This window comes from Legionella qingyii (assembly GCF_003184185.1).
This window is the reverse complement of sequence record NZ_QHJG01000013.1, coordinates 31,808-55,716: the sequence shown is the minus strand read 5'-3', so window position 1 is coordinate 55,716 and position 23,909 is coordinate 31,808. Positions and strand designations below refer to the sequence as shown.

Below are 23,909 nucleotides of genomic sequence, written 5' to 3'. Positions count from 1 at the left end.
CATTTATGCATCATTTGTTGTATCCGTTTCAATGAGTTCCAACTCATCTAATTCGATGTCTACTGACTCAATTTTTTGGAAGCGCGATGTAATTTTTTTAGCAGAAGTATTTACTTCACTGACATCTTGATGTGCCAAATTAATATGTTTGGAGAGCTTATCCATTCTTTTTTCAAACCGTTGGAAATCATCTGCCAAAGCCTGTAGATGTTTTTGTATAATGTGAACTTGTTTGCGAGTAGCATCATCTTTGAGTACCGCTTTAGCGGTAGTAAGTACTGCCATTAATGTACTTGGGGAAACAAGCCATACTTTTAATCTTTGAGATAGCGAAATTAAGTCTGGATAATTGGCATGGATTTCTGCAAAAATGGATTCTGCTGGAATAAACATCATGGCGCCATCAGTAGTTTCATTGGGAATGATGTATTTTTCTGCTATGTCTTTAATATGTTTTTGAATATCCTGACGAAATTGCTGTTGCAACGATTTCTTTTCGACTGAACCTGCATCTGTACTAATCAGTCGTTGGTAGGTTTCCAAAGGAAATTTAGCATCAATAACAACATTACCTGTAGGTTCAGGCAAAAATAAAATGCAATCGGCACGTTTCTGATTGCTTAATGTATACTGCATTGCAAAATGATTGGGAGGAATCATATTACTAATAAGTGTTGCCAGTTGTACTTCACCAAAAGCTCCTCGCGCTTTTTTATCGACTAATACATCTTGCAAACTAACTACATGATTCGATAATTCAGTGATTTTCTTTTGCGCTTCATCAATGATCGTTAACCGTTTCACTACATCGATAAAGGTAGAAGAAGTTTTTTCAAAGCCTTCAGTTAATTTATGATTAACTTGTTGGGTTAAACCATGGAGATGATTGCGAATTTCTTCGGTAAGCAGCTGTAAATGGGAGGTCAGGGAGCTAGCATGTTGTTTGAAACTATGACTCATTTGCTCCCGAACATCGGTCATTTGCTTTTGGACCGTATCATGGATTAGTTGTTGCGTCATTAATTGTCCTTGGGCAATTTTGTCACTTACATCCAAGTGCACTTGGTGCAGTTGCATGGTAAAGGCCTCAAGAGTCTTTTCATTTAACTGTCTACTCAGTTTTTTTTGCTGACTTTGGTTTAACAAAAGCCAAATTAAGATTAAAAATTGAAGGGCTAAAACACATGCTACGCCCTCAAGTAAGGTAATTGAAGATAAAAATTGCATTCATTAGTCCAAAAGTTGACTGAGTTTAATCGGTTGATCATATTGATACACTGGTTTTAATTGCCCATAATCAGTCAGGTGCAAATAACCAACAGAGAGCAGATCCTCTGCTAAATGTGCAGAATTGTCAAAACTAAATTTAATTATTTGCTTTCCTGGTTCGAGCCATTGGGCACTCTGGGCTGTTTCAATAGGAATATTCTCTCCCTTTGAGTTTTTCTTGTATAAAACGCTTTGTAAAGCATACCTACTTGCTGTAGCAACCTCTACCGTAGCAGCTAGAGTTAAAGGAGCGGATGAAATTTTCTTGATGCTAACTAGACTGGCAGATGGAATTGCATAGGAAAAAGCGGCGCGTCCAGTGCGATGTATGAGGCTATTGTCACTAAGTTCGCACAATACATCAACATCGATATACCAATTTACTCCAGGAGCACTCTCATCAGAGGATAAAAGGGCGCTGGCCTGGAATTGGTTGCGCTTTACTTTTTTTAATTTAAGAGGGATTGTCTGGTTATCAGGGCCTATTAAGGAAGCATTGATATCATCTGCAGGATAGGATGTTATATTATCCTTTAATGTAATGAGTGCGTTAAATTGATCTCCATATTGATATTGCAATGCAGACGGCTCGATTTGTAAATAAATCAAAGAGTATTTTTCAAAAACATAAATTAGATAATTATCTGCTTCATTTGCAGAATCTGTTGTGTTGCTTTTGATTATGAAATTACCAGCTCCTAATTCTGGTTTGATTTGCAGCATGGCCTGATGTGATCCGATTCTCAGCGATTCATCTATGGCTTCATCTTGACTATATAGAGAAGATGCCTCTTTTAAACTCATGAAATTACCAGAGGCACTTTTTAGTTCTAATTCAGGTATGGATTTATTTTTTTGCAAAGGAATAATGCGTATCACAGCTTCTGGTGCTTGAATAGGTAAGATAACACCTTTTTGTAATTGGGCAGCAGTAACGCTTTGTTCATAACTGTAACTTTTTTGAATGTTGCTTTTTCTTTTATTCAAGGAAGTTGCTGCTATGCTCCAGTGATCCTGTAGGTTGTCATGAGATAAAGTATCGCAAATTTCACAATCATAAGATTTAACTGGATTTTGCGGTAAAGTGAACGCGTTAACTTGCGCGCAACAAAATAAAGACAGAAAAGTAAGAGTGGTTCTCATAGTGCAGCTCCTTCTGAATCTAATGCAGAAATCAGTATTTTATCCAGCCCAAAGCATGAGTGACGACTTTGGTTATGACTCAGTGTTGTTTGATCATCAGTTTTTTCTTTATCGTAAAACCAAACCGATCCTGCAGCAGTTTGGGAACTGCAATTTAAAAAACCATCCGCACAAGAATCCAAATAGATTTTAGCAAGCCTTAAACTACTGTTGAGTAAATAACCGTTACAGTAACTGGCTGAAGATAAAGGTGATGAGATGACATCAGTACCTATCACTGAATTAAAAGGTATGGGTAAGGAGGGGCGATTTTTAGTGCCAAATAAGAGCTCTTCGTTGTAGATATGCATGTCACCCACACGTTGTTGCTTTACAGCATCTCCTGTATATCCTAATAACCAACTCAAGCTGGCTTCAAAAATGCCGCCGTTAAGGAGCATATCAGCGAGAGGGGTTCCTTCACTTGAAGGAGCTAATGCGACAATTTTCTTAATTTTGCTTTTTAAATGCATGTATCGTTTGTCATAGGTTGGGTTCGAGAGAATCCAGCGCATTACATTTCCGCCATTGGAATGCGTATAGAGAATCAGGGAGTCAATTTTTTTATGATTTATAAAATCTAATAACTGATTTGCAGTACAACCCGCCGCATCTTCATCCCACATATATTTGCTGTAATCACAATGGACTACATAGTAATTTTCAGGATTAGGAAGTGCTTGAGCAATATTTTGGATGAAATCAGTTTTCCAATAATCACCCTCGGCATCTTCTCGGTGATCATTTGTTCCATGAACAAAAGCAATACCTAAATTGCCATATCCATGAGACTGTGAAAGGGCATAAGTTAATGTAGCGGATGCAAGTAAAAATACTGCGACTAAGATACGTTTAAAATCCATTTTTATCACGCCTCGGTTCCAGTTGAATCGATATGTATCTATAGCATATTTTTTAATGATAAACTAATGTTTTAGGATCATTGCTAACTACCTGTAAGGTTATAAATTGATGCATAACTGAGTGAAGACACAGAATCTTGGAGACAATGACTTCTTGGTTTGAATTATGGATGGAAATGAATGAGTATTGATGAGATAAAAGGACAAATTGCTGAACTGAAGGATAAAATAAGGAAGTATGATTATCACTATTATGTCCTGGATGAGCCATTAGTTCCTGATGCCGAATACGATAGATGTTTTCGTGCATTACACGATTTAGAAGTGAAGTACCCTGAATTATTAACGGCGGATTCACCTACTCAACGAGTTGGAGGTACTCCTGTAGATGCATTTATGCCAGTAACTCATCGGCAACCCATGTTGTCTTTATCGAACGTATTTACTGAAGAAGAGCTGCAAGCATTTATTAAACGAGTTACCGAAAAGTTGGATGAACCAATCCAGCAATTGGTTTTTACTTGTGAACCTAAGTTAGATGGATTAGCCGTTAATCTCACCTACGAAAATGGAACTTTAGTTTCTGCTGCAACACGTGGGGATGGGACTACAGGTGAAAACATTACTGCCAATATTAAAACAATCGCTGCGGTTCCTTTGATTTTAAGAGTACCGAATCCACCACGCCTTATCGAAATCCGTGGCGAAGTGTATATGCCAAAAGCAGGTTTTGACGAGTACAATAAAAAAGCTAAAGAAGCGGGGGAAAAAGTTTTTGCTAATCCTCGTAATGCCGCAGCTGGGAGTTTACGGCAATTAAATCCTGCAGTGACGGCAAGTAGACCTTTGGCTATTTACTGCTATGGGATAGGGGCTTGCGAAGGGTACAGTTTACCAAACACTCATTGGGAGCAATTGCAATTACTCAAAGAATTTGGTTTCAGGGTCTCTTTAGATACCCAAAAAGAGGTTGGCATTAAAGGGTGTTTGGAATATTACCATGATATTTTAGCCAAGCGTGCTCAACTTCCCTTCGAAATTGATGGAGTTGTTTATAAGGTTGACAGTATTTCTTTGCAACAACAACTGGGTTTTATCTCAAGGGCACCTCGCTTTGCTTGTGCCCATAAATTTCCTGCTACAGAAGAAATGACTGAACTTTTAGCTGTTGATTTTCAAGTAGGAAGAACGGGCGCTTTAACTCCAGTGGCACGTTTGGCACCGGTTAATGTTGCCGGCGTTACTGTAAGTAATGCGACGTTGCATAATATGGATGAAATCATTAGAAAGGACATTCGTATCGGTGATATTGTCATTATTCGACGTGCTGGTGATGTTATTCCAGAAGTAGTTTCTGTTGTTCTCGAACGACGTCCTGCACATACCAGGGAGATTCATTTACCTAAAACATGTCCTGTTTGTGGATCTGAAGTAGTGCGTGAGGAAGGTGAAGCAGTTGCTCGTTGTGTTGGTGGTTTATTTTGCAAGGCCCAATTAAAAAGAATGATGTGGCACTTTGCTTCTCGTAAGGCCATGTATATAGAGGGATTAGGGTCTGTGCTTATTGAACAGTTGGTTGATGAGGGAATTGTCCGTCATTTGCCTGATCTGTATAGGCTTGATGTTGCTACTTTGGCAAATCTTCCGCGGATGGGAGAAAAGTCAGCAAAAAACTTATTGGACGCTTTAGAACAAAGTAAGAAAACAACGTTTAGTCGTTTTCTTTATGCGCTTGGAATTCGTGAGATTGGTGAGTCGAGTGCACGGATGTTGGCAGAGCATTATGGAGATATTGACTCGATCTCTAAAGCAACAGAAGAAGAGCTGATGGGTTTGCAAGATATGGGACCTGTAGGTGCTTTTAATGTGGTCCATTTTTTCGCCCAAGATCATAACTGCAAAGTTATTGAGGATTTATTAGCACTTGGAATTCATTGGCCAAAGGTTGAGAAAAAGAAAGTTAATAAAGAACATCTTTTATTCGGAAAAACTCTAGTGTTAACCGGGACTTTGAGTAGTATGGGGCGCGAAGAAGCCAAAACAAAATTGTTAGCTTTAGGCGCTAAAGTAAGTGGCAGCGTCTCATCGAAAACAGATTATGTGGTTGCTGGAAGTGAAGCTGGCTCCAAACTGGATAAAGCAAATGATCTGGGGATCGCTGTGTTGGATGAAGGACAATTTCTGGAACTGTTGGGTAGTTAGTAAGGGCCTGAAATTTCTCTTTTCCCATGGAGAAGGTTCCGCTATTGTCATTTTAATAAAGCATAGGCTGAAGCCTTTTTCTAATAAAGAGAAGGGATAGGGTTGAGGTTAGATTCCCGTCTGCGCGGGAATGACAAATTATTTAACTTAATGGCGGTTAAAAAGTCATTTGGTTTTGGATGAGGGCATTGATTATGACGCTCATTTCACTCTCTCATATTAAGAGAAGATTTTTTTGGTACTAATTGGTCGTTCCTTGAGGCGGCTTTAGATAAGGATATTTTTTTGAATCGTATACAGCGAATAGTTCTGATTGTTCTGCTTTTAAAAAATTTTAGCTTCGCTTATGCTTGGTCCTGGGTTTTAAATAATCCATATCCTCAAGAGCAATCGAAAGAAAATATTTATTATTCATCATTTTCTGAGCAACCTAAAACTCTGGATCCAGCGCTCTCTTATTCATCAAATGAGTCTATTTTTGTTGCTCAAATATATGAACCTTTGTTGCAGTATGATTATTTACAAAGGCCATATCAATTAATTCCATTAATAGCCACACAAATGCCCCAGTTAAGATACCTTGATGCACAAGGAAATCCATTATCTGAAAACAGTCAGCAAACACCTGCTTTTAGCGTTTATACAGTAAATATTAAAAAAGGAATTTATTACCAACCTCATCCGGCGTTTGCTAAGGACAATAAAGGTGCGTACCTTTATCATCATGTAACTCCTGAATATTTAGATGACGAAGGTATTAATCAATTATCAGATTTTAAGCATACTGGCACACGAGAATTGATTGTTGATGATTATATTTACCAAATAAAGCGCTTGGCCAATCCTCAATTAAGTTCCCCTATTTATGGTTTAATGAATGACTATATTGTAGGTTTTGCTGAATATGGACAGACATTACCTAAAGATAATAAATACATTGATCTGCGTAAATATCCTCTAAAAGGTCTTAAAAAAATAGATGATTATTCGTTTGAGATCACATTAAAGGGAGAATACACCCAATTTCTATTTTGGTTGGCTATGAGTTTTTTTTCACCAGTTCCATGGGAAGCTGATTTTTTTTATTCTCAACCGGGCATGTTGGACAATAACATTACTTTAAGTTGGTTTCCGGTAGGTACTGGTCCTTTTATGTTAATTAAAAACAATCCCAATCGAAGCATGGTATTACAAAAAAATCCAAATTTTCGCGAAGAGTATTATCCAAGTATAGGTTCTGATGAAGATAGGAAATTAGGATATTTGGATAATGCAGGCAAACGTTTACCTTTAATTGAAAAAGCAGTTTTTACTCTTGAAAAAGAATCTATTCCTCGATGGAATAAATTCTTGCAAGGTTACTATGATAATTCGGTAGTGGGTGCGGACAGTTTTGATCAGGCTATCCATACGAATCGATATGGAAATGCTGAACTATCACCCGAGATGCAAAAAAAACATATGTATCTCACGGAAGAATTACAACCTACTACATACTATATGGGCTTTAATATGCTAGACAAAGTAGTAGGTGGATCCAGTGAGCGTGCGCGCAAGTTAAGAAGAGCAATTTCAATCGCGGTAAACTATGATGAAAATATAGCAATTTTTCACAATGGCCGAGGTATTGCTGCTCAAGGACCGATTCCTCCCGGAATTTTTGGCTATAAGGACGGTAAAGATGGAATTAATCCTTATGTTTATGAATGGAAGAATGGAGAGGTAGAACGACGCCCCATAAGCGACGCCAAAAAACTTATGGTTGAAGCTGGCTATCCTGATGGAGTTGATCCGGCTACTGGAAATCATTTAATTTTACATTATGATGTGACGACATCAGGTGCCCCTCAGGACAAATCATTATTTGATTGGATGCGTAAACAATTTGCCCAGATAGGCATTGATTTGAATGTACGTGCAACCTTATATAATCGTTTTCAGGAAAAAATGCGCACTGGCGATACACAAATCTTTAGTTGGGGGTGGGTGGCAGATTATCCAGATCCTGAAAACTTTTTATTTCAATTGTATGGTGCCAATGGCAAGGTGAAGTTTAGTGGTGAAAATGCTGCAAATTATCAAAATCCTGAATTTGATCGCCTCTTTAATTTAATGAAAAATAGGAAAAATGATGAACAAAGACAGCAGATTATTGATGAGATGCTTCAGATTGTTCGAAGTGATGCACCATGGATTTGGGGGATACATCCTGAAGAGCTTGTTTTATCCCAGGACTGGGTTTCACACGTTAAACCCAATACTATGCTTTCTGCAACTTTAAAATATATTGCTGTCAATGTGCCGGAACGCAATAAATTGAGATTAATCTGGAACCAACCTGTATTTTGGCCATTGGGTATGTTGTTTGTGCTTAATCTAATCCTAGTTCTTCCTTTGGTAGTTGCATATTACAAGAAAGAGAGAAAACCAGCAGAAAGGAAGCTTATATCATGATCAAATATTTATTCCGTCGATTGGCTTATTCGATTCCTATTCTTCTTGGAATTAATCTCATTACCTTTATTTTATTTTTTATGGTGAATACACCTGATGACATTGCGCGGATGCATTTAGGGCAGAAACATGTCGAGCAGCAAGTGATCGATGATTGGAAAACAGCACATGGTTATAATTTACCCTTATTTTATAATGAACAAAAAACAGGGATCCACAAAATACAAGCGACATTGTTTTTTCAAAAATCAATGAAACTCTTTACTTTTGACTTTGGTGTCTCTGATTCTGGACGAGATATCAGTGAGGATATTACCTATAGAATGTGGCCCAGTCTTTCAATTGCATTCCCAGTTTTATTACTGGATATTGTTGCTAATATTATTGTGGCTATGGCCATGGCTTTTTTTAGAGGAACTTACCTTGATTTAACTGGCGTGGTGCTGTGTATTATTTTAATGTCGATATCCAGTTTATTTTATATTATTGGTGGCCAATATCTTTTTGGGAAATTATTGCGTCTTGTGCCCATTTCAGGGTACGACGGTGGTTTTGAAGCATTGAAGTTTGTTATTTTGCCAATTACCGTTGCAGTTCTTAGCGGTTTAGGAGCCGGTGGTCGTTGGTATCGCACGTTGTTTTTGGAGGAAATGCACAAAGACTATGTTAAAACGGCCAGAGCTAAGGGGCTATCTGAGCAAAAAGTGATGTTTAAACATGTATTGAAAAATGCAATGCTTCCAATATTAACCGGCATCGTAGTGCTCATTCCTTCATTATTTATGGGCAGTTTAATCCTGGAGTCCTTCTTTGGGGTGCCAGGCTTGGGTAGTTATACGATTGATGCGATTCAACAACAAGATTTTGCTATTGTGAGGGCTATGGTGTTCTTGGGTTCAATTCTTTACATTGTTGGCTTGGTATTAACTGATATCTCTTACATGGTGGCCGATCCCCGAGTGAGGTTATCTTAAAAAATGTCTGGGTAGGGGCGGAGTTCGGATTGAGCAATTTATTCAAATCCATAAATCCCGCATTTCACTGTGTTGCACCCAGGTTACGAAATTGATGAGATTAGTTGAGAAGAAAAAATGACTTTTGAGTTTCTATGGACTGATAAATGCTTTCTCACCTTATTGGCCTTAAGCATATTGGTTATTTTATCAAGCTTGCGTAAGCAGCATATAAGACGTTCCTTTTCCATAATTTTGCATAAACCCATAGCTGTTAGTGCAGGCATTATCTTATTATTTTTTATTATTATTGGGGTTTTGGATTCGATTCATGTTACCTCTGTACGTAATGAATCAGAACCGGCAACTACTGTGTTGGACCGGATTTTGGCTCCAATCGATCAGATTTCCGAAAAAACCTATTCGGCCCCATTAGCCTTAACGCAGTTTATCAGTGAATCCACCTTAGTGAATGGTGTTGTTAAACAAACTTATCCATCATTAATTTATCCTGCGCAATGGGTAAAAACCGAAGCAGAAAAAAATAAGGTTATAAAGAGTACAATTGGAACTGCATTGAAATGCAGTATATTAACAGCACTTTTTATTGGAATGGCGCTGATTTTTATTCGTTTTAGCAGGCGATTAAAACCTCATTTTGCTTTAAGTGCTACAAGCTTAAGTACCATAATTACTGTTGCTGTCCTTACATTTTTTGTTGTGCTTGGATATGAGCTTTCGAGAGTATTTCATGTATTGGGTACAGGACAAATTGGGCAAGATATTTTTTACTTTACAATTAAAAGTATCCGCACGGGTTTGGTCATTGGTCTTTTAACCACCTTATTTATGTTGCCTTTGGCTTTATTTTTGGGGGTTGTTGCGGGGTATTTTGGTGGTTTTGCAGATGATCTGATCCAGTATGCTTACACTACTTTAAGTTCGATACCCGGCGTTTTATTAATTACCGCCTCAGTTTTATCTTTGCAAGTGTATATCGCCAATCACCCCGAGCAGTTTACGACTTTGGCTCAGAGCGCAGATGCACGTTTGTTAGCGCTTTGTTTCATTTTAGGGGTGACGAGTTGGACTAGCTTATGTCGGCTTTTGCGTGCAGAGACTTTGAAGTTGCGTGAAGTGGATTATGTGCAAGCGGCACGTGCCTTAGGGTCTAATTGGTTTACCATTATTCGCAAACATTTATTACCAAATGTGATGCATATTGTGGTAATTACCCTGGTTTTGGATTTTAGTTTTCTAGTCATGGCTGAGGCATTACTTTCTTATGTAGGGGTAGGCGTTTCTCCCATGACCATTAGTTGGGGAAACATGATTAACAGTGCACGTTTTGAGTTAGCACGCAATCCCGTGATTTGGTGGCCTATGCTGGCGGCGTTTGTTTTTATGTTTTTGTTAGTTTTAGCAATTAACTTATTCGCAGATGCGGTCAGGGATGCTTTTGACCCACATCAATCACATATTTGATATAAAAAGTAGCCGGGTATCCAATGTTATAGGCTCTTGTTTATCGTGATGATGCAGGTATGCAAAACTCTTGATTTAGGTTAAAGTTCATCAATTAAGCTTAATGAGTTAATTTCCTTATGCAACAACGTTTTGTCCATTTACGTGTTCACACTGAATTTTCTTTGGTTGATGGTTTGGTTCGGGTTAAGCCATTAATGAAGGCTTTGCCTTCTCGAGGAATGTGTGCCGTTGCGATAACTGATCATTGCAATTTGTTTGCAGCAGTGAAGCATTATAAAAGTGCAGTTGATGCGGGAATTAAGCCTATTATTGGAAGTGATTTACCGTGTCATGACCCTGAACAGCCAGAGCGAGTTTCTTCTATAGTTCTTCTATGCCTTAATTCGGAAGGGTATAAAAATTTAACCTGTCTTGTTTCTAAAGCGTACCAGGAAGGGCAGTATCAAGGGCAACCTAGAGTACAAAATAAGTGGATTCAAGAATATTCAGCGGGGCTTATTGCTTTATCAGGTGGACGTTTTGGTGATATTGGACAGGCTTTATTAGCCAATGATGATGCTTTGGCCAAAAGCCGAGCATTATATTGGCAATCACTGTTTCCCAATCGTTTTTATTTGGAAATTCAACGTACAGGACGACCCGATGAATCCCGTTATAATGAAAAATTAATTTCATTAGCGGATGAGTTGAAATTACCGTTAGTCGCTACCAATGATGTACGTTTTCTTGATCAAGAAGATTTTGAAGCACATGAAGCTCGTGTTTGCATTCATGAAGGCTATTCATTAGCAGATCCCAGAAGAACGCAAAAGTATAGTGCACAACAGTACTTACGCTCAGCTGATGAAATGGTCGCTTTATTTTCTGATTTACCCTCTGCAATAGAAAATACTGTTGAAATCAGTAAGCGCTGCACAGTAAAACTGAACTTGGGTAATAATTATCTACCTAATTTCCCTATACCGGATGGATCTACTGTTGAGGAGTATTTATCTCATTTATCACAAGTGGGTTTGGAAGAGCGTTTACTGCAAATATTTAAAAACAAATCACCTGAAGAGCTGCAGGCATCTCGAGAAGCATATGATAAACGCTTGCAAATCGAGTTAAACGTTATTAATAACATGGGGTTTGCTGGTTACTTCCTTATCGTGGCTGATTTTATTCAATGGGCCAAAAATAATGGCGTGCCTGTTGGACCTGGACGAGGATCGGGAGCCGGATCACTGGTTGCCTATGCGCTAAAAATTACTGATTTGGATCCCTTAGAGTATGAATTACTTTTCGAACGTTTTTTGAATCCAGAACGGGTATCCATGCCTGACTTTGATATCGATTTTTGTATGGAGGGTCGCGATCGAGTCATTGATTATGTGGCGGAGAAATACGGGAGACAAAGTGTTTCACAAATTATTACCTTTGGCACCATGGCTGCAAAAGCGGTGGTACGTGATGTGGGTCGTGTCTTAGGACATCCTTATGGATTTGTAGACAAACTAGCTAAATTAATTCCTTTTGAAATTGGAATCACATTAAGCAAGGCTTTAGAACAGGAAGAAGAGCTCAAACGTCGTTATACCGAGGAAGAAGAAGTCAAAGAACTGATTGATTTAGCCTTAAAGCTCGAGGGAATTACCCGTAATGCAGGAAAACATGCTGGAGGGGTAGTGATTGCACCATCACAGCTTACAGATTTTACTGCTATTTATTGTGAAGAGGGCTCCAATCAAATTGTTAGCCAATTTGATAAAGATGACGTTGAGGCAGCAGGTTTGGTCAAATTTGACTTCTTGGGACTGCGCACCCTAACGATTATTGATTGGGCATTAGCCACAGTAAATAAGAAAATGGCTGCGGAAGGGCTACCACCAGTTGATATCAGTCAAATACCCACAGATGATGAAGCAACTTTTGATTTATTAAAAGCGTGTAAGACAACAGCGGTGTTTCAGCTGGAATCCCGCGGTATGAAGGAGTTAATTGGTCGCTTACAACCAGATTGCTTTGAAGACATTATCGCTTTGGTGGCTTTATTCAGACCAGGACCTTTACAATCTGGAATGGTGGATGATTTTATTGATCGTAAGCATGGGCGTGCTGCAGTTGACTATCCACATCCTGATTTGGAACCTATTTTAAAACCAACTTATGGCGTTATCTTGTACCAAGAGCAGGTGATGCAAATTGCTCAGGTATTGGCAAACTATACTTTAGGGGCTGCTGATTTATTACGTCGCGCCATGGGAAAGAAAAAGCCAGAAGAAATGGCAAAACAACGAGAAATTTTTACTGAGGGAGCAACTGCCCGAGGCGTTGATGAAAAAGTTGCAACTCATATTTTCGATTTAATGGAAAAATTTGCCGGCTATGGTTTTAATAAATCGCATTCGGCAGCTTATGCCTTGGTCGCTTATCAAACTGCTTGGTTAAAGGCACATTACCCGGCGGCATTTATGGCAGCAGTAATGTCATCAGATATGGATAATACAGATAAAGTAGTCACCTTTATTGATGAATGTGCGCATATGAAATTGAAGGTGCTGCCTCCTTCAATCAATCACTCCATGTATCATTTTACTACCGCCGATGATGCTACCATTATTTATGGTCTTGGTGCGATAAAAGGCGTGGGAGAATCCGCAATTGATTGCATTACCGAAGAGCGGAGTGCCAAAGGAATATATACTGACTTATTTAGTTTTTGCCAACGTCTCGATCTGCGTAAAGTCAATCGACGTGTATTGGAAGCAACCATTAAAAGTGGTGCTTTTGATGATTGGAATGTGGAACGCGCCATATTGACTGCTTCTTTGGAAAAAGCGTTAAAAGTGGCGGAAAAGGAGCATCAAAATCAATCCAGTGGCCAGTTTGATTTGTTTTCATTATTGGAAGACGAGAGCAATGATGATAAATATGTACCATGCAAACCATGGTCTGAGGCTCAACGCCTGGAAGGGGAGCGGGAAGTATTAGGTTTTTATCTAACCGGACATCCAGCAGATCAATATCGTCGTGAGTTTGGTGATTTTATCGTTTCAATCAGTCAGCTAAATCCTTCTATGCACAAAAAAGCCATAATATGTGCGCAAATAGTAGGAATTCGTAAGATTGTGACCAAGCGTGGTAAGAAGTTGGTAATTCTGGGTATGGATGATTCTACGGCGCGACTTGATGTTGTTGTATTTGGAGAGCTTTTTGAGTCTTCTGCTGCGAACTTGGCGACTGGAGATATGCTCGTGATCGAAGGCGAAGTAGCGCATGATGATTATAATGGCGGCGTGAAAATGACTGCAAACTCTCTCTACGATGTCCCTACAGCGCGCACTAAATTTGCTCGATGTCTGGAGTTGCGCTTGCATGCCGGGAGCCAAGGGATTTTAGCTTCGATTAAGTCCCTGTTAAGCGCTCATGTTGGTCATTGCTCGGTGCAGTTTTCATACAGCAATGATTATGCAAAAGCGCAGTTGAGTCTGGCACCGCAATGGCAAGTAATGCCCAGTGATGAATTACTTGAGCTTTTGAGCAATCTCTTGGGTGATGAGCAAGTGGTGATGAAGTATTAGTATTTCGCAGCAAGGAGCTTGGGGGGGTATGTGAGAGAGCAAGCCCGGGTTCCGCTTTTTTGCCGTTCCCGGGATATTCATTTTTTAGTCCGCTAACAATTTATCCATTTTTGCCGCACAAATAAAATCATTATGACTTAAGCCATTAAGTGCATGGGTCATGAAACTCACGTGACAATAATTATAACCTACCTCTAAATCAGGATGATGATTTTCAATATTTGCTATCCATGCCAGAGCATTGACAAAGGCCATTGTTTCATAAAAATTGTTAAAAGATAAACTACGCTTAATGACTCGGTTATCTGCGCTGACTTCCCAATTTTTATTTAATTGAGGCATTAAATTTTTAATTTGTTCTGCATTTAATGCAGCCCCTATGCCTTCACATGCTTCGCAATGTTTGCTGCTTAAGTCACTAGTCATTTTATTTCCTTACTCACTTACTTCATTTATGCTGCGTTTCGGTGCTCTAAAATCCCACCATTTTGGCTCAATCTAGCGAATTGTCAATAGACTCTGATAATTACTCAATGTATCTAGAAACCGGCTGTTCTGCTCCTTGGTTCCTATACTGACTCGTAGGTAATTGTTCATCTTATATGGATGCAGTGGTCTAACGATGATACCTCTATCGAGTAGATAGTTATAGAGCGACATGCCGTCTTCCTTGCAGTCAATAGTCAGAAAATTGCATGCGGAGGGTAGGTAATTGATATCCAATTGATTTAACGCTTCTTTCATTTGCAGCATTCCCTCGGCATTAGTCCGTAAACTTAATTGAATAAATTCATCATCATCCAGAGCCGCATGGGCGGTAGTGAGGGCTACTTGATTGACGGTAAATGGTAGTTGTATACGCCGCATGAGTTCAATGATTGAGGGATGAGCCATCGCATAACCTAGCCGTACGCCAGCTAATCCATATATTTTTGAAAAGGTGCGTGTGATTACTAAATTGGGATGATGGGCGAGCCATCCAATGCTTTTTTCGTTTAATTGGGACGCAGCATATTCATAATAAGCTTCATCAACTACCAATAAGGTGCTTTCTGGAATATTTTCTAACAGGCGTTTTATTTCTTTCGGGCTAATAAGTATGCCTGTAGGATTATTCGGATTCGCTAGAAAAATTATAGCTGTTTGGGGGGTACATGCTTGAATCAATTTATCTACGTTGACATGCCAATTTGAATCAACCCCAATGGTATGAACCGGGATATTTAAAGTATTTGCTTGAATCGCATAGGTGCTAAATGCATATTCGTGGGTGATGATGTGTTTGTCATTATGTAATGCGAAACAGTTTAATAGAATCGTGTATATATAATCTGAACCATTACTTACAAAAAGCTGATCCGTATCGATTTCGAGTTTATGCGCCAGTTTAGGAATTAGGGGATGATTCATGGGAGAGGGATACGTTGCCAGAGTATGAGAGGACATTTCTTTTAAAGCGGCCAAAGCTAAAGGACTACAGCCTAAAGGATTTTCGTTGCTGGCCATTTTGATAATATCGTGGTCACTAATCCTTTTTTCCCGAGCTAATTCTTCTATGGATTTGCCTGGTTTATAAGGGATTAAAGATTGTATGCCTGGATGAGGTAATTGCTGAAAGTTAACCGTCATAATTTTCCCTAACTAAAAATTTTTATCATATTATCCAAGCTTTAGCATTCTGTCACGAGCCTATTAGGTTAAAAATCATTTAATTAATCACCGGATGATGAACATCCGGTATGAGATTATTTTTTAGAAAAATTCATTTGGGATGCCAAGTCATCAAAGGCACGATTGGGGATTAAATCGGATTCTGTTAGATACTGGCGATCAATGGGACATGAATGGTTTTGGCGTACCCAAAATCGAATACCTTTGGCTCCAATTCCTTGATCATCATTAAATGTATGACCATGAGGATCAATAACTGTAGGCGTTCCATTTACTCCTAGATGTTCGAATGTGATGGGATCCAAAAGTTCATTATTTGATCCAGAATCTTTTTCTTTCTTAGCAGAAGATGCTTGTCCTTTTAATGGGCCAAAAATAAGTTGTGCCCATGAAGTGCGCTTATAATGTTCTACTTGATCAAGAAATTCATCTGAATGAACTGCTTTATCTGGTACGCAACAGTCCGACCGATGTCCAGGGGCACCGACAGGAGCTTCCCCTGATTTTGCATAAACAAGTGCAACGCCCTTAAATATCGTATTTCTGCCTAGTTCAATTAAGTCGGTACATCTATTTAGTAAATAGGCTGGCATATAGAGTAGTGCTCCAATAGCCCAGCCTGCCAGGCCACCAAGTTCAGAACCGATGTAAGCAATAGGGGCAGATAAGGGTAAAAAAGGTACGAAAAATTCAAGTGCTTTTGCAGCAATATAAGGGATGGCAGTTAATGCCATGCCTATAGTAGCTACGCCAAGATTCCATGCTTTTTGAGAATAACTGCTTGGTACTTCATAAACATTGAGGTTTTCGAAAAAAGTTGTTTTGCCAATAAATACAGCAAACTCATCAAGTGAATCATACAGCTTCGTTTTAAGAAAAAGAAATCCTCGGAATAGTAAATCAGGAAAAAATAATGCAGTACCAATAATGGCTCCGACAGGGGCACCAATTGCAATGCCAAATATATCACCTATCCAACCAAAAAAACCGCGCATCACGCCATGGAGACGTGTGCCATCCTCGTATTCTATATATGCGCTATTTGTATCCCAATAAGAGGTATAATCAGGGAGCCAGAACAAAGCAAATATAAGATCAAGAATTATCCCGGGAATACTTGTAATTTCTCTTAAAACCCGACGGGTTAATAATTGACCTACAGTTGCACCTTTAGCGAAATAAGCATACATCGTTTGTCCCCTTTGATTTCCTAATTATTTTGTTTGTATTTCTTCTAGACTTGTATCCGGCGTCATTTTAAGCACATTAAAGATTAATAACAATCTAATGGGATAGATATAGATCATTTTGGTCCGCTTAGAGACTTTTATAGTTTGTATGCAGTGATGCAGATCTTGAATTTTTATTTCCAGGGCGCTAACCTGTGCCTGCAAACCAACCACAGGATAATGGAATATGAATTGTCAAAAGGGATTTTCCCTTACTGAAGTACTGGTATCTTTAGTACTGCTAACTACTTTGACTCTAGCTTTATTACAGCAACAGTCGCAGAGCAAACAATTATTAAATCAACTGGTTTTTCGAACACAAGGCTCTCAATTTCTTGACCAAATTGAGGAAACGTTGGTAGCCAGAGTTTCAAAACTTCCTCCAATTCCCGCTTCATATCATTTGGAAATACAACAAAAACATCACCAGGTACTGATTCATCTTGCATGGTTTGAACAACTAGGAACCATAACTCGTAAACGCAATCCCATAGGTCATATTAGATGAAAAAACAGATGGGGCTCAGTTTGACCGAGGTATTAATAAGTCTTTTTTTGGCAAGCGTGATTATGACTGAATTAATCCAACTTTATTTAGAAAGTAAGCATCAATATCTTGAGACAGAAAAAATTTTAGCAATGCGTTTTGATTTGCAATGGGTGAGTGATTTGCTGAGTGATAGTATTAGACGAGCAGGTTTTACGCCATGTTTAGGGTTGGATCGCCTGCAAACTATTGATCGACGAAATCATCACAACAAGATTCGTGCATTGAATATTAGTAATTATCCGAATCAATTCATTCAAATAAATCGCATGAATGAACATTTTGCAAAAATAGTTAAAATTCAAAATTCAACAGGAATATTGGTACAGAATTCGGTGATATTTCATAAAAGGCGTCCAATACTGATTGCAGATTGTGAACATGCTGAGATACAAGAAATATTCGATATCGAACCACAAAGTGAGCATTTACTTATTACTCTCAACAAGCCTCTGTATTTTTCCTATAACACCTCACCTTATGTTGGTGAGTATCTTGAGGAGAAATGGTTCATTAAGAACAATGCAAATCATGAGGATACGTTACATTATCAGTTGGTCCATACAGAAGAAATAACTCCGTTAATTCATTTCATGCATACCCGAAATCGACGCGTAAAAGAGAAGCAGTTTCTCGAAATTAGTATGGGCTTGGATGAGAACAAAACGCATGAGCTTAGGGTTTTGGTGCGCGGATCATGAGTCGTACGATGGAAACAAATAAAGGTTTTATTTTATTAGTAACCTTGCTTATTATTGGTGTGATCAGTTTACTGGTATTGACTTCAATGCAGCATGTATTGCTCTATTATAAGGCAATTAATAAACAAGAAATGTTACATCAGAACTTTTATCAATTAGAGGATGTAACTTTGCAATTAATGCATCAACATCAAGCATTCAATCAGGATTGTTTGGTTCACTCAGATTCTGCAAATCAGGCGATACATCATTTGCTTCATCAAAAAGGGTGTTCTTTGATGAGTGGGTTAACCCAGTACACGTATTACATTGAGGATTTGGGGGAGTTTCCATGTTTGGTAGTTCGGTATAAAGGACGAAAATCTGCAACACATCATCAACGAATTACGGTAGTACCCATGGAAGATGGGGCTCCTGCCTCGCTATTGCAAGTACGCTTTATCAGTGCGGGAAGAGTGATCCCTTGTCTTGCAAAGGAGCGCACAATTTCTTTAGGAGTGAGTAGTTGGCGGTATTTACCATCTATTTATTAAAATTTTTTTATATTGAATATTTATGGAATTTTTTTGTTTGTGAGTTCCATAAATATTATTTAAAATCAATTTCTTATTAATAGAATTTTTTGCTTGCCAATAGTTTTCAATAAGAACTTAATGGTTAAATTCTGCTATACTTTGTTGCAAAATATTCCATAACGTGTAAAAATTGTCCGCTATGAAAACGAAAATTATCTCTATTACACTTTTTTTAGCCTTGATTGCCTTAAGTAGTTTGGCATGGTGGTTTTGGCCGGCAAAACAGCCCTCAAAGATGTTCAGACAGGCTGATTTTGAACGTTTGCCTGGTTGGAAATCAGCAGATTTAAACAAATCCTTACTGACTTTTCAGACATCATGCCGTGCTTTTATCAAGCAAAACCCGGAGGCAGTTGTCGGGACGGATCATATAGATTTACAAGTAAAGGATTGGCAACCGGCTTGTAAAGCTGCTTTAAAAATTTCTCCTACATCAGAACAGGAAATAAAACAATTTTTTGAAAAATGGTTTACTCCGGTAGAGTTCACTGATATTGGGGAAAAACCTGGATTATTTACCGGTTATTATGTCCCTACAATTAAAGGAAGTTATAAAAAATCCAAAGAATTTCATGTTCCTCTGTATGAAACACCAGATGATCTTGTGACTTCTGATTTGGGTCTATTTTTTAACGACCTAAAAAGTCGCCGTATTGTAGGCCGGTTAGAGGGTAAAAAGCTGGTTCCTTATTATACTCGTGAAGAAATTAATAATGGAGCACTTAAAGGTAAAGCACGTGTTTTGGTATGGATTAATAGCCCTATAGATCGTTTGTTTTTGGAAATTCAAGGCTCGGGAGTGATTGAACTTGAAGATGGCAGCAATCTTTATATAGGTTATGACTCCCAAAATGGAAAACCTTATACTGCAATTGCCGGAGTATTGATTAAAAAAGGGGTGATGACTAAAGATAATGCCTCCATGCAGGCAATAAAGCGTTATTTGGAAGCTCATCCCAAGCAGATGGATAAAATAATTAATCAAAATAAATCCTTTGTTTTTTTCCATAAGATGTCTTATGGGGTTGCTTTAGGTTCACAAGGTGTGGCATTAACTCCTATGGAGATTGGGTTGATGTCATTGTTCAAGGTCCAGATACATCTTATATTGAACCACTGTTTANCCCCCCCCCCCCCCCCCCCCCCCCCCCCCCCCCCCCCCCCCCCCCCCCCCCCCCCCCCCACAAAGCAACTTTAATCGCCGGACATATGAAGAATCATGGCCATTACTGGATTCTCCTGCCCAAGCAAGCGATATCTCGTTTAGAAAAAAATAAGTTGATTTCTGGATAATTACCCTCACCCCTAGCCCTCTCCCGATAATGGGAGAGGGGAATACTTTTCTTGAGAAACTTAAGTATTTCCTTTCTCTTTGTTGGGAGAGGGGGTGGAGCGTATTTTCTTTATAACTTACGTATTTCCCTTCTCCCCTGTGGGGAGAAGGTGTCCATAAGGGCGGATGCGGGATGCGATAAGATTAACTGTTATGGTTATTTTTTATCTGCTGTAGATTGTTCCAAATTTCCTTGCAACGGTGGTATAACACTATTTAACGCTTCAGTATTGCTATTCAATGGCTGAACCGCATCGTCTCTTAAAGCATCAGCCAAGCTTATGAATTTGTATCCATTTTTTCTATATAATTCAATAATATCTTCTAAACATAAACTGTTAAGAAGGTTTGCGTGGATTAATAAGATTTGTTTTACGGGTTGGCCATCAACTTTTTTTGCTCTTCGCTCTGCGAGTAATGTTTGTTTCCAGATGTAAGCCAGGTAGCGTTTTTTAAATGCTGGAAGACTTTGAGCTCTTTTTCTATAAGGAATTTTGTAGAAACGAGCATTAAACTCATAATCTTTACTGTCGATTGTTACGGGAGCGATAGTATATTGATGGGCAGCCAGGTAGTCATACACTTTTTGTTTCTTTTGCCCAGTCCCTTCAGCGAGGTATGGGTAGCGAAAATATTTAGGTTCTGTCATTACAGGGGCTAAAACCGTATCAGCATGATCGATATCAGCAATGTATTTATCTGCGCTCATACTATTCAAGCTTTTATGAGTATAAGTATGATTTCCTAGAGCAAAACCTTGATTGCGGAATGTTTCCAGAAGATCCCATTCACTTTTCGGAATGGCACCTCCAATTGCAAATCCAGTAGCGGGGACTTGATTGTCAACAAGTGCTTTGACTATAGCCATAAATCGGGCTTGGGTTCTTTTCAAGCTTGCCGGTGTTGCAGCACCAGAGCCAACAAAGGGTAAATCATCAATTGTAATCGCAATTTCTTTTTCTTCTGCAAAACATGGAGAATTCAGTATGCAAAACAAAAGGGTTACAGCGCTCCATCGAAGTAACATGATATCCCCTAATTTATTTTTATTATTTAAAAATAACTATAGTAGACAATTATTAAAAAAGTATAATTTTTTAATAATTTCTTATTTATCAAGAGAATTGTTAGTGATAAACTGAAAAATTTTTTAATCAAAGCACCAGGGCAGAATTAAATGAAATGTTCACAGACTCTAGAATTACAACACTAAAATCCTTATCCAGTCCGAGTTGATTGTTATTCTAATTTTTGTTTTGTTTTTCGTAATCCTTCAAATATTGACTCGGAAATGTGACTCGGAAATTGGGATGGTAATTGCTTTGCAACTTCCTGAATAACAGAATCCGTTCGTTCCAACATTTCATTGAGAATGAGTTCAGCTCGTTCCGAAGAATAATTCGCATCTTTTGCAGTGTCTATAAAATGTCGACGTTGCAAAGTATGCCAATGGTAATGATTATTTTTTCCTTTTAAAGCCATGGCCATTTTTATTTTCTGGATTTGTAATTGGTTGTTCTTTATTAGTGGATAGGCGGACATGATGTCGTATAAAGGTGTGAGTCTATATTTTCCTTCTGGTTCAATAAAAAGACTGAAATTTTTAGCATGTCCATCAATTCCGGCAATAAGCCAGAAGAATACCTGGGCGCGATAAAACATATCACGATCAGCAATCGAATTCGCTGAACCGAGCAATAACTTCATAATATCTTTAATACCAGGACCTCCATCTGATTGATATTTGATATTGTAAGAAACGCCTAATGCTTGACATGTATCTTCTTGAGGTAATCGCATAAGCCAGCTTTTATCACGAGACAATCGGCGATCAAAACGTTCTACTGATAAAACTTTTATATCTTCAAATTGAAGAATTTCACAATCGGCTGTGGGCAGTCCATAGCTTTTTGCGAGTAGCGAGCACAACCATTCATTTTCACAACTATCTCGTAAATCCATTTGTTGGTGTGCAATCATGCCAATAGGTAATTTAAAAATGTGTGTGGTGGGTGTCTCTTGAAGTGGTTCACACCATTGATTCTGATGATATAGAAAAGCAGTTTTTTCTTGTGCACCAGCAATAGAAATCCGGAAATCCTCATCTTCTTGACTCATGCCTAATGGATTTATTTGATAATTTCGTAAAATAGAGGCAATTTTTTGTTCTGTTAATGGTTTAAATTTAATTGTTTTTTCAAATTCAGTTAATGGCCCCGTCATGAGTTGAATGGCTCCCACGCAATCTCTGCCAATCCCTGCAAGTAAATCAAAGGGCTGGCTCGTTGCTATTTGAAAACGGGCTTGGATTCGTGCACGAATTTGTTGGTTATCAGGGAGCAAATTATCAAAAAAATTATATACCACATCACCAGTATAGGTTTGCTCAATAAGTGGTAAAGATAATGAAATGGGGCGAGCTCCTGCTTGATTTAACCAGTCTTGATGATAAGTAAATTTCAATCCCCCCTGAGACATTTTCTCAAGCATTCCCACCAAAATGCCATTCATTAAGACATAAAGAATTTGATTTTTTTTTACCATTCATCGTTCCATTGATTGGTTGTTGTATTGGATTTACTTTTTGTTGATGTTTTTAAATCCAAATCCAGAGCGGATAATATCCTAAATAAAGTACTTAACCTCATATTTTCTGGGTTATTTTCGATTGCAGAAATAGTTTTTTGCTTTAAACCCACTAAATCGGCAACTTCAGCTTGGCTCAGGTTTAGTTTTTTTCGTTGATTTTTTATCAACAGGGCCAGCTCCAGAGGTGAGTGAATCAGCATAAACGCTCCTGATAAATTGATACCTTATTGGGGATATTTTTAATTCTATACCCTAAAATGGATAATTTCAATTTTATCCTTTTAAGGGTATAAAAATGGCTTGCGAAAACCCCAAGGTCGAGGCAAAAAATGTTTTTACTGAGGGAGTTTAGATAGACTAAATGACCGAATTAAAAACATTTTTTAACGAAGAGATTGGGGTTTTTTCGTAAGTCCTGATAAATTTGAATCGATACCTTACCGGGGATAGATTCATTGAGTAACGACGTTCTAAAACGCTCAATTGGTTTAAGTAATCTATACTAATACAATTCGCTTGACACGGAATGTTTTTGTTTTTCCTAGAGTATGTTGATATTTCATTTAATTCCGCCTACTTTCCGCTTTATGTTCTGGATCGATACAGAGACACACTAAATTTGGATTCTGCGCATAAAGCACGGAATGTAGGTGGCACATAACAAAATTTGAGGGTTAAGGACTTAAATCGAGCCTAAATTCTTCTGAATCTGAATCATCTTCTTCGTCATAACTCCAATTCTCCCAAGGATCGCCAATAGAAAATGCTACTGCTAATTTTTCATATTGTTCTCGAACTAAAGAATGTGCGTAATCAAAATATTTGCAATTTAATGTTCTATCACTATCAGATTGATCCCATTTCATTGCGAGCACATTATCATGGAATTCTTTGAGGGAGTTATGTAGATTCACTGCTAATTTATAGTCTTCAATATCAAATTTACAATCATTGAATAAAATATGTTGTAGCATAAATTTTGTTTTTAATTGCAGAATATTTACCTGTAACTGATAAATATTTTTGAGTAAACATTGACTATCTTTTATAAAAGAACCAGTAAAGTTAGAAAGAAGATTATTAATTTTATTTTGTATTTCTTCATTTTCTTTTAATAAATCAAAATTGTTTTTGTTATCGCGGAGAATTTCATTATAAGCTGATTCGATATGTAACAAATCTTTCTTAAATTCTTTACTAATCGATTTATAGATACCTATCATTTTTCCAATAGATGGGTTGATAAAAAAACGCTTTGAATAAACCATGAACACACCAAAACAACAAGAT

18 protein-coding genes and 1 pseudogene are annotated in these 23,909 nt (G+C 38.1%); 9 read left to right on the top strand and 10 right to left on the bottom strand.

Annotated features, from left to right (window positions below; all coding sequences use genetic code 11):
- Positions 1–3: 3 nt before the first annotated feature.
- The 3 genes from DGG96_RS09285 to DGG96_RS09275 are packed head-to-tail and all read right to left on the bottom strand — an operon-like array spanning position 4 to position 3,314.
- Positions 4–1,227 carry a DNA recombination protein RmuC gene (locus DGG96_RS09285; RefSeq protein ID WP_110142446.1) on the bottom strand — a complete coding sequence of 408 codons (1,224 nt, stop codon included), beginning with the start codon at positions 1,225–1,227 and terminating at the stop codon, positions 4–6.
- A 3-nt stretch (positions 1,228–1,230) separates the two neighbouring features.
- Positions 1,231–2,412 carry a DUF4785 domain-containing protein gene (locus tag DGG96_RS09280; protein ID WP_110142445.1) on the bottom strand — a complete coding sequence of 394 codons (1,182 nt, stop codon included), beginning with the start codon at positions 2,410–2,412 and terminating at the stop codon, positions 1,231–1,233.
- Complete coding sequence (locus DGG96_RS09275; RefSeq protein ID WP_110142444.1) at positions 2,409–3,314, bottom strand: hypothetical protein; 906 nt, start codon at positions 3,312–3,314, stop codon at positions 2,409–2,411. Before DGG96_RS09275 ends, DGG96_RS09280 begins: the two co-directional genes overlap by 4 nt.
- 180 nt (positions 3,315–3,494) lie before the next feature.
- On the opposite strand from DGG96_RS09275, the gene ligA reads away from it, so the two are divergent.
- From ligA to dnaE, 5 genes are all read left to right on the top strand, one after another.
- Entirely contained in the window at positions 3,495–5,516 is a 2,022-nt protein-coding gene (gene ligA, locus DGG96_RS09270; protein WP_110142443.1) for an NAD-dependent DNA ligase LigA, read from the top strand.
- Positions 5,517–5,801: 285 nt separating this feature from the next.
- On the top strand, positions 5,802–7,970 hold the full coding sequence (locus DGG96_RS09265) for an ABC transporter substrate-binding protein (RefSeq protein WP_110142442.1): 2,169 nt from the start codon (positions 5,802–5,804) through the stop codon (positions 7,968–7,970).
- The gene (locus DGG96_RS09260) at positions 7,967–8,944 is read left to right on the top strand and encodes an ABC transporter permease (RefSeq protein WP_110142441.1); all 978 of its coding nucleotides are present in this window, start codon (positions 7,967–7,969) and stop codon (positions 8,942–8,944) included. Before DGG96_RS09265 ends, DGG96_RS09260 begins: the two co-directional genes overlap by 4 nt.
- Positions 8,945–9,061: 117 nt before the next feature.
- Positions 9,062–10,408, top strand: a complete 1,347-nt coding sequence (locus tag DGG96_RS09255; protein ID WP_110142440.1) for an ABC transporter permease — start codon at positions 9,062–9,064, stop codon at positions 10,406–10,408.
- A gap of 119 nt (positions 10,409–10,527) precedes the next feature.
- Positions 10,528–13,974 (top strand): DNA polymerase III subunit alpha, encoded by a 3,447-nt coding sequence (gene dnaE, locus DGG96_RS09250; protein WP_110142439.1) that lies wholly within the window; start codon positions 10,528–10,530, stop codon positions 13,972–13,974.
- An 84-nt stretch (positions 13,975–14,058) separates the two neighbouring features.
- Here dnaE and DGG96_RS09245 read toward each other — a convergent pair whose 3' ends face one another.
- The 3 genes from DGG96_RS09245 to DGG96_RS09235 form a co-directional block, all read right to left on the bottom strand.
- Entirely contained in the window at positions 14,059–14,400 is a 342-nt protein-coding gene (locus tag DGG96_RS09245; protein ID WP_110142438.1) for a 4a-hydroxytetrahydrobiopterin dehydratase, read from the bottom strand.
- A gap of 72 nt (positions 14,401–14,472) precedes the next feature.
- Positions 14,473–15,603, bottom strand: a complete 1,131-nt coding sequence (gene hisC / locus DGG96_RS09240) for a histidinol-phosphate transaminase (RefSeq protein WP_110142437.1) — start codon at positions 15,601–15,603, stop codon at positions 14,473–14,475.
- Positions 15,604–15,719: 116 nt separating this feature from the next.
- Positions 15,720–16,835, bottom strand: coding sequence for an RING finger protein (locus tag DGG96_RS09235; protein WP_110142436.1), 1,116 nt, complete (start codon positions 16,833–16,835; stop codon positions 15,720–15,722).
- A gap of 226 nt (positions 16,836–17,061) precedes the next feature.
- Here DGG96_RS09235 and DGG96_RS09230 point away from each other — a divergent pair, with 226 nt between their 5' ends.
- The 4 genes and pseudogenes from DGG96_RS09230 to mltA form a co-directional block, all read left to right on the top strand.
- Positions 17,062–17,382 (top strand): prepilin-type N-terminal cleavage/methylation domain-containing protein, encoded by a 321-nt coding sequence (locus DGG96_RS09230; protein ID WP_110142435.1) that lies wholly within the window; start codon positions 17,062–17,064, stop codon positions 17,380–17,382.
- Positions 17,379–18,122, top strand: a complete 744-nt coding sequence (locus tag DGG96_RS09225) for a PilW family protein (RefSeq protein ID WP_110142434.1) — start codon at positions 17,379–17,381, stop codon at positions 18,120–18,122. The genes DGG96_RS09230 and DGG96_RS09225 overlap by 4 nt, the downstream gene beginning before the upstream one ends.
- Positions 18,119–18,655, top strand: coding sequence for a type II secretion system protein (locus DGG96_RS09220; RefSeq protein WP_233590547.1), 537 nt, complete (start codon positions 18,119–18,121; stop codon positions 18,653–18,655). Before DGG96_RS09225 ends, DGG96_RS09220 begins: the two co-directional genes overlap by 4 nt.
- 181 nt (positions 18,656–18,836) lie before the next feature.
- Positions 18,837–19,761 (top strand): annotated as a pseudogene (gene mltA, locus DGG96_RS09215) (murein transglycosylase A); the annotation flags it as partial.
- Positions 19,762–20,187: 426 nt separating this feature from the next.
- Here the strand turns inward: mltA and DGG96_RS09210 are convergent.
- The 4 genes from DGG96_RS09210 to DGG96_RS09195 form a co-directional block, all read right to left on the bottom strand.
- A complete protein-coding gene (locus DGG96_RS09210; RefSeq protein WP_110142432.1) occupies positions 20,188–21,057 on the bottom strand; it encodes a polysaccharide deacetylase family protein in 870 nt (289 codons plus the stop codon).
- Positions 21,058–21,269: 212 nt separating this feature from the next.
- Positions 21,270–22,574 (bottom strand): type II toxin-antitoxin system HipA family toxin, encoded by a 1,305-nt coding sequence (locus DGG96_RS09205; RefSeq protein ID WP_110142431.1) that lies wholly within the window; start codon positions 22,572–22,574, stop codon positions 21,270–21,272.
- Positions 22,568–22,819 carry a helix-turn-helix domain-containing protein gene (locus tag DGG96_RS09200; protein ID WP_110142430.1) on the bottom strand — a complete coding sequence of 84 codons (252 nt, stop codon included), beginning with the start codon at positions 22,817–22,819 and terminating at the stop codon, positions 22,568–22,570. The genes DGG96_RS09205 and DGG96_RS09200 overlap by 7 nt, the downstream gene beginning before the upstream one ends.
- Before the next feature lie 474 nt (positions 22,820–23,293).
- Positions 23,294–23,887 carry a hypothetical protein gene (locus DGG96_RS09195; RefSeq protein WP_110142429.1) on the bottom strand — a complete coding sequence of 198 codons (594 nt, stop codon included), beginning with the start codon at positions 23,885–23,887 and terminating at the stop codon, positions 23,294–23,296.
- Positions 23,888–23,909: the final 22 nt, after the last annotated feature.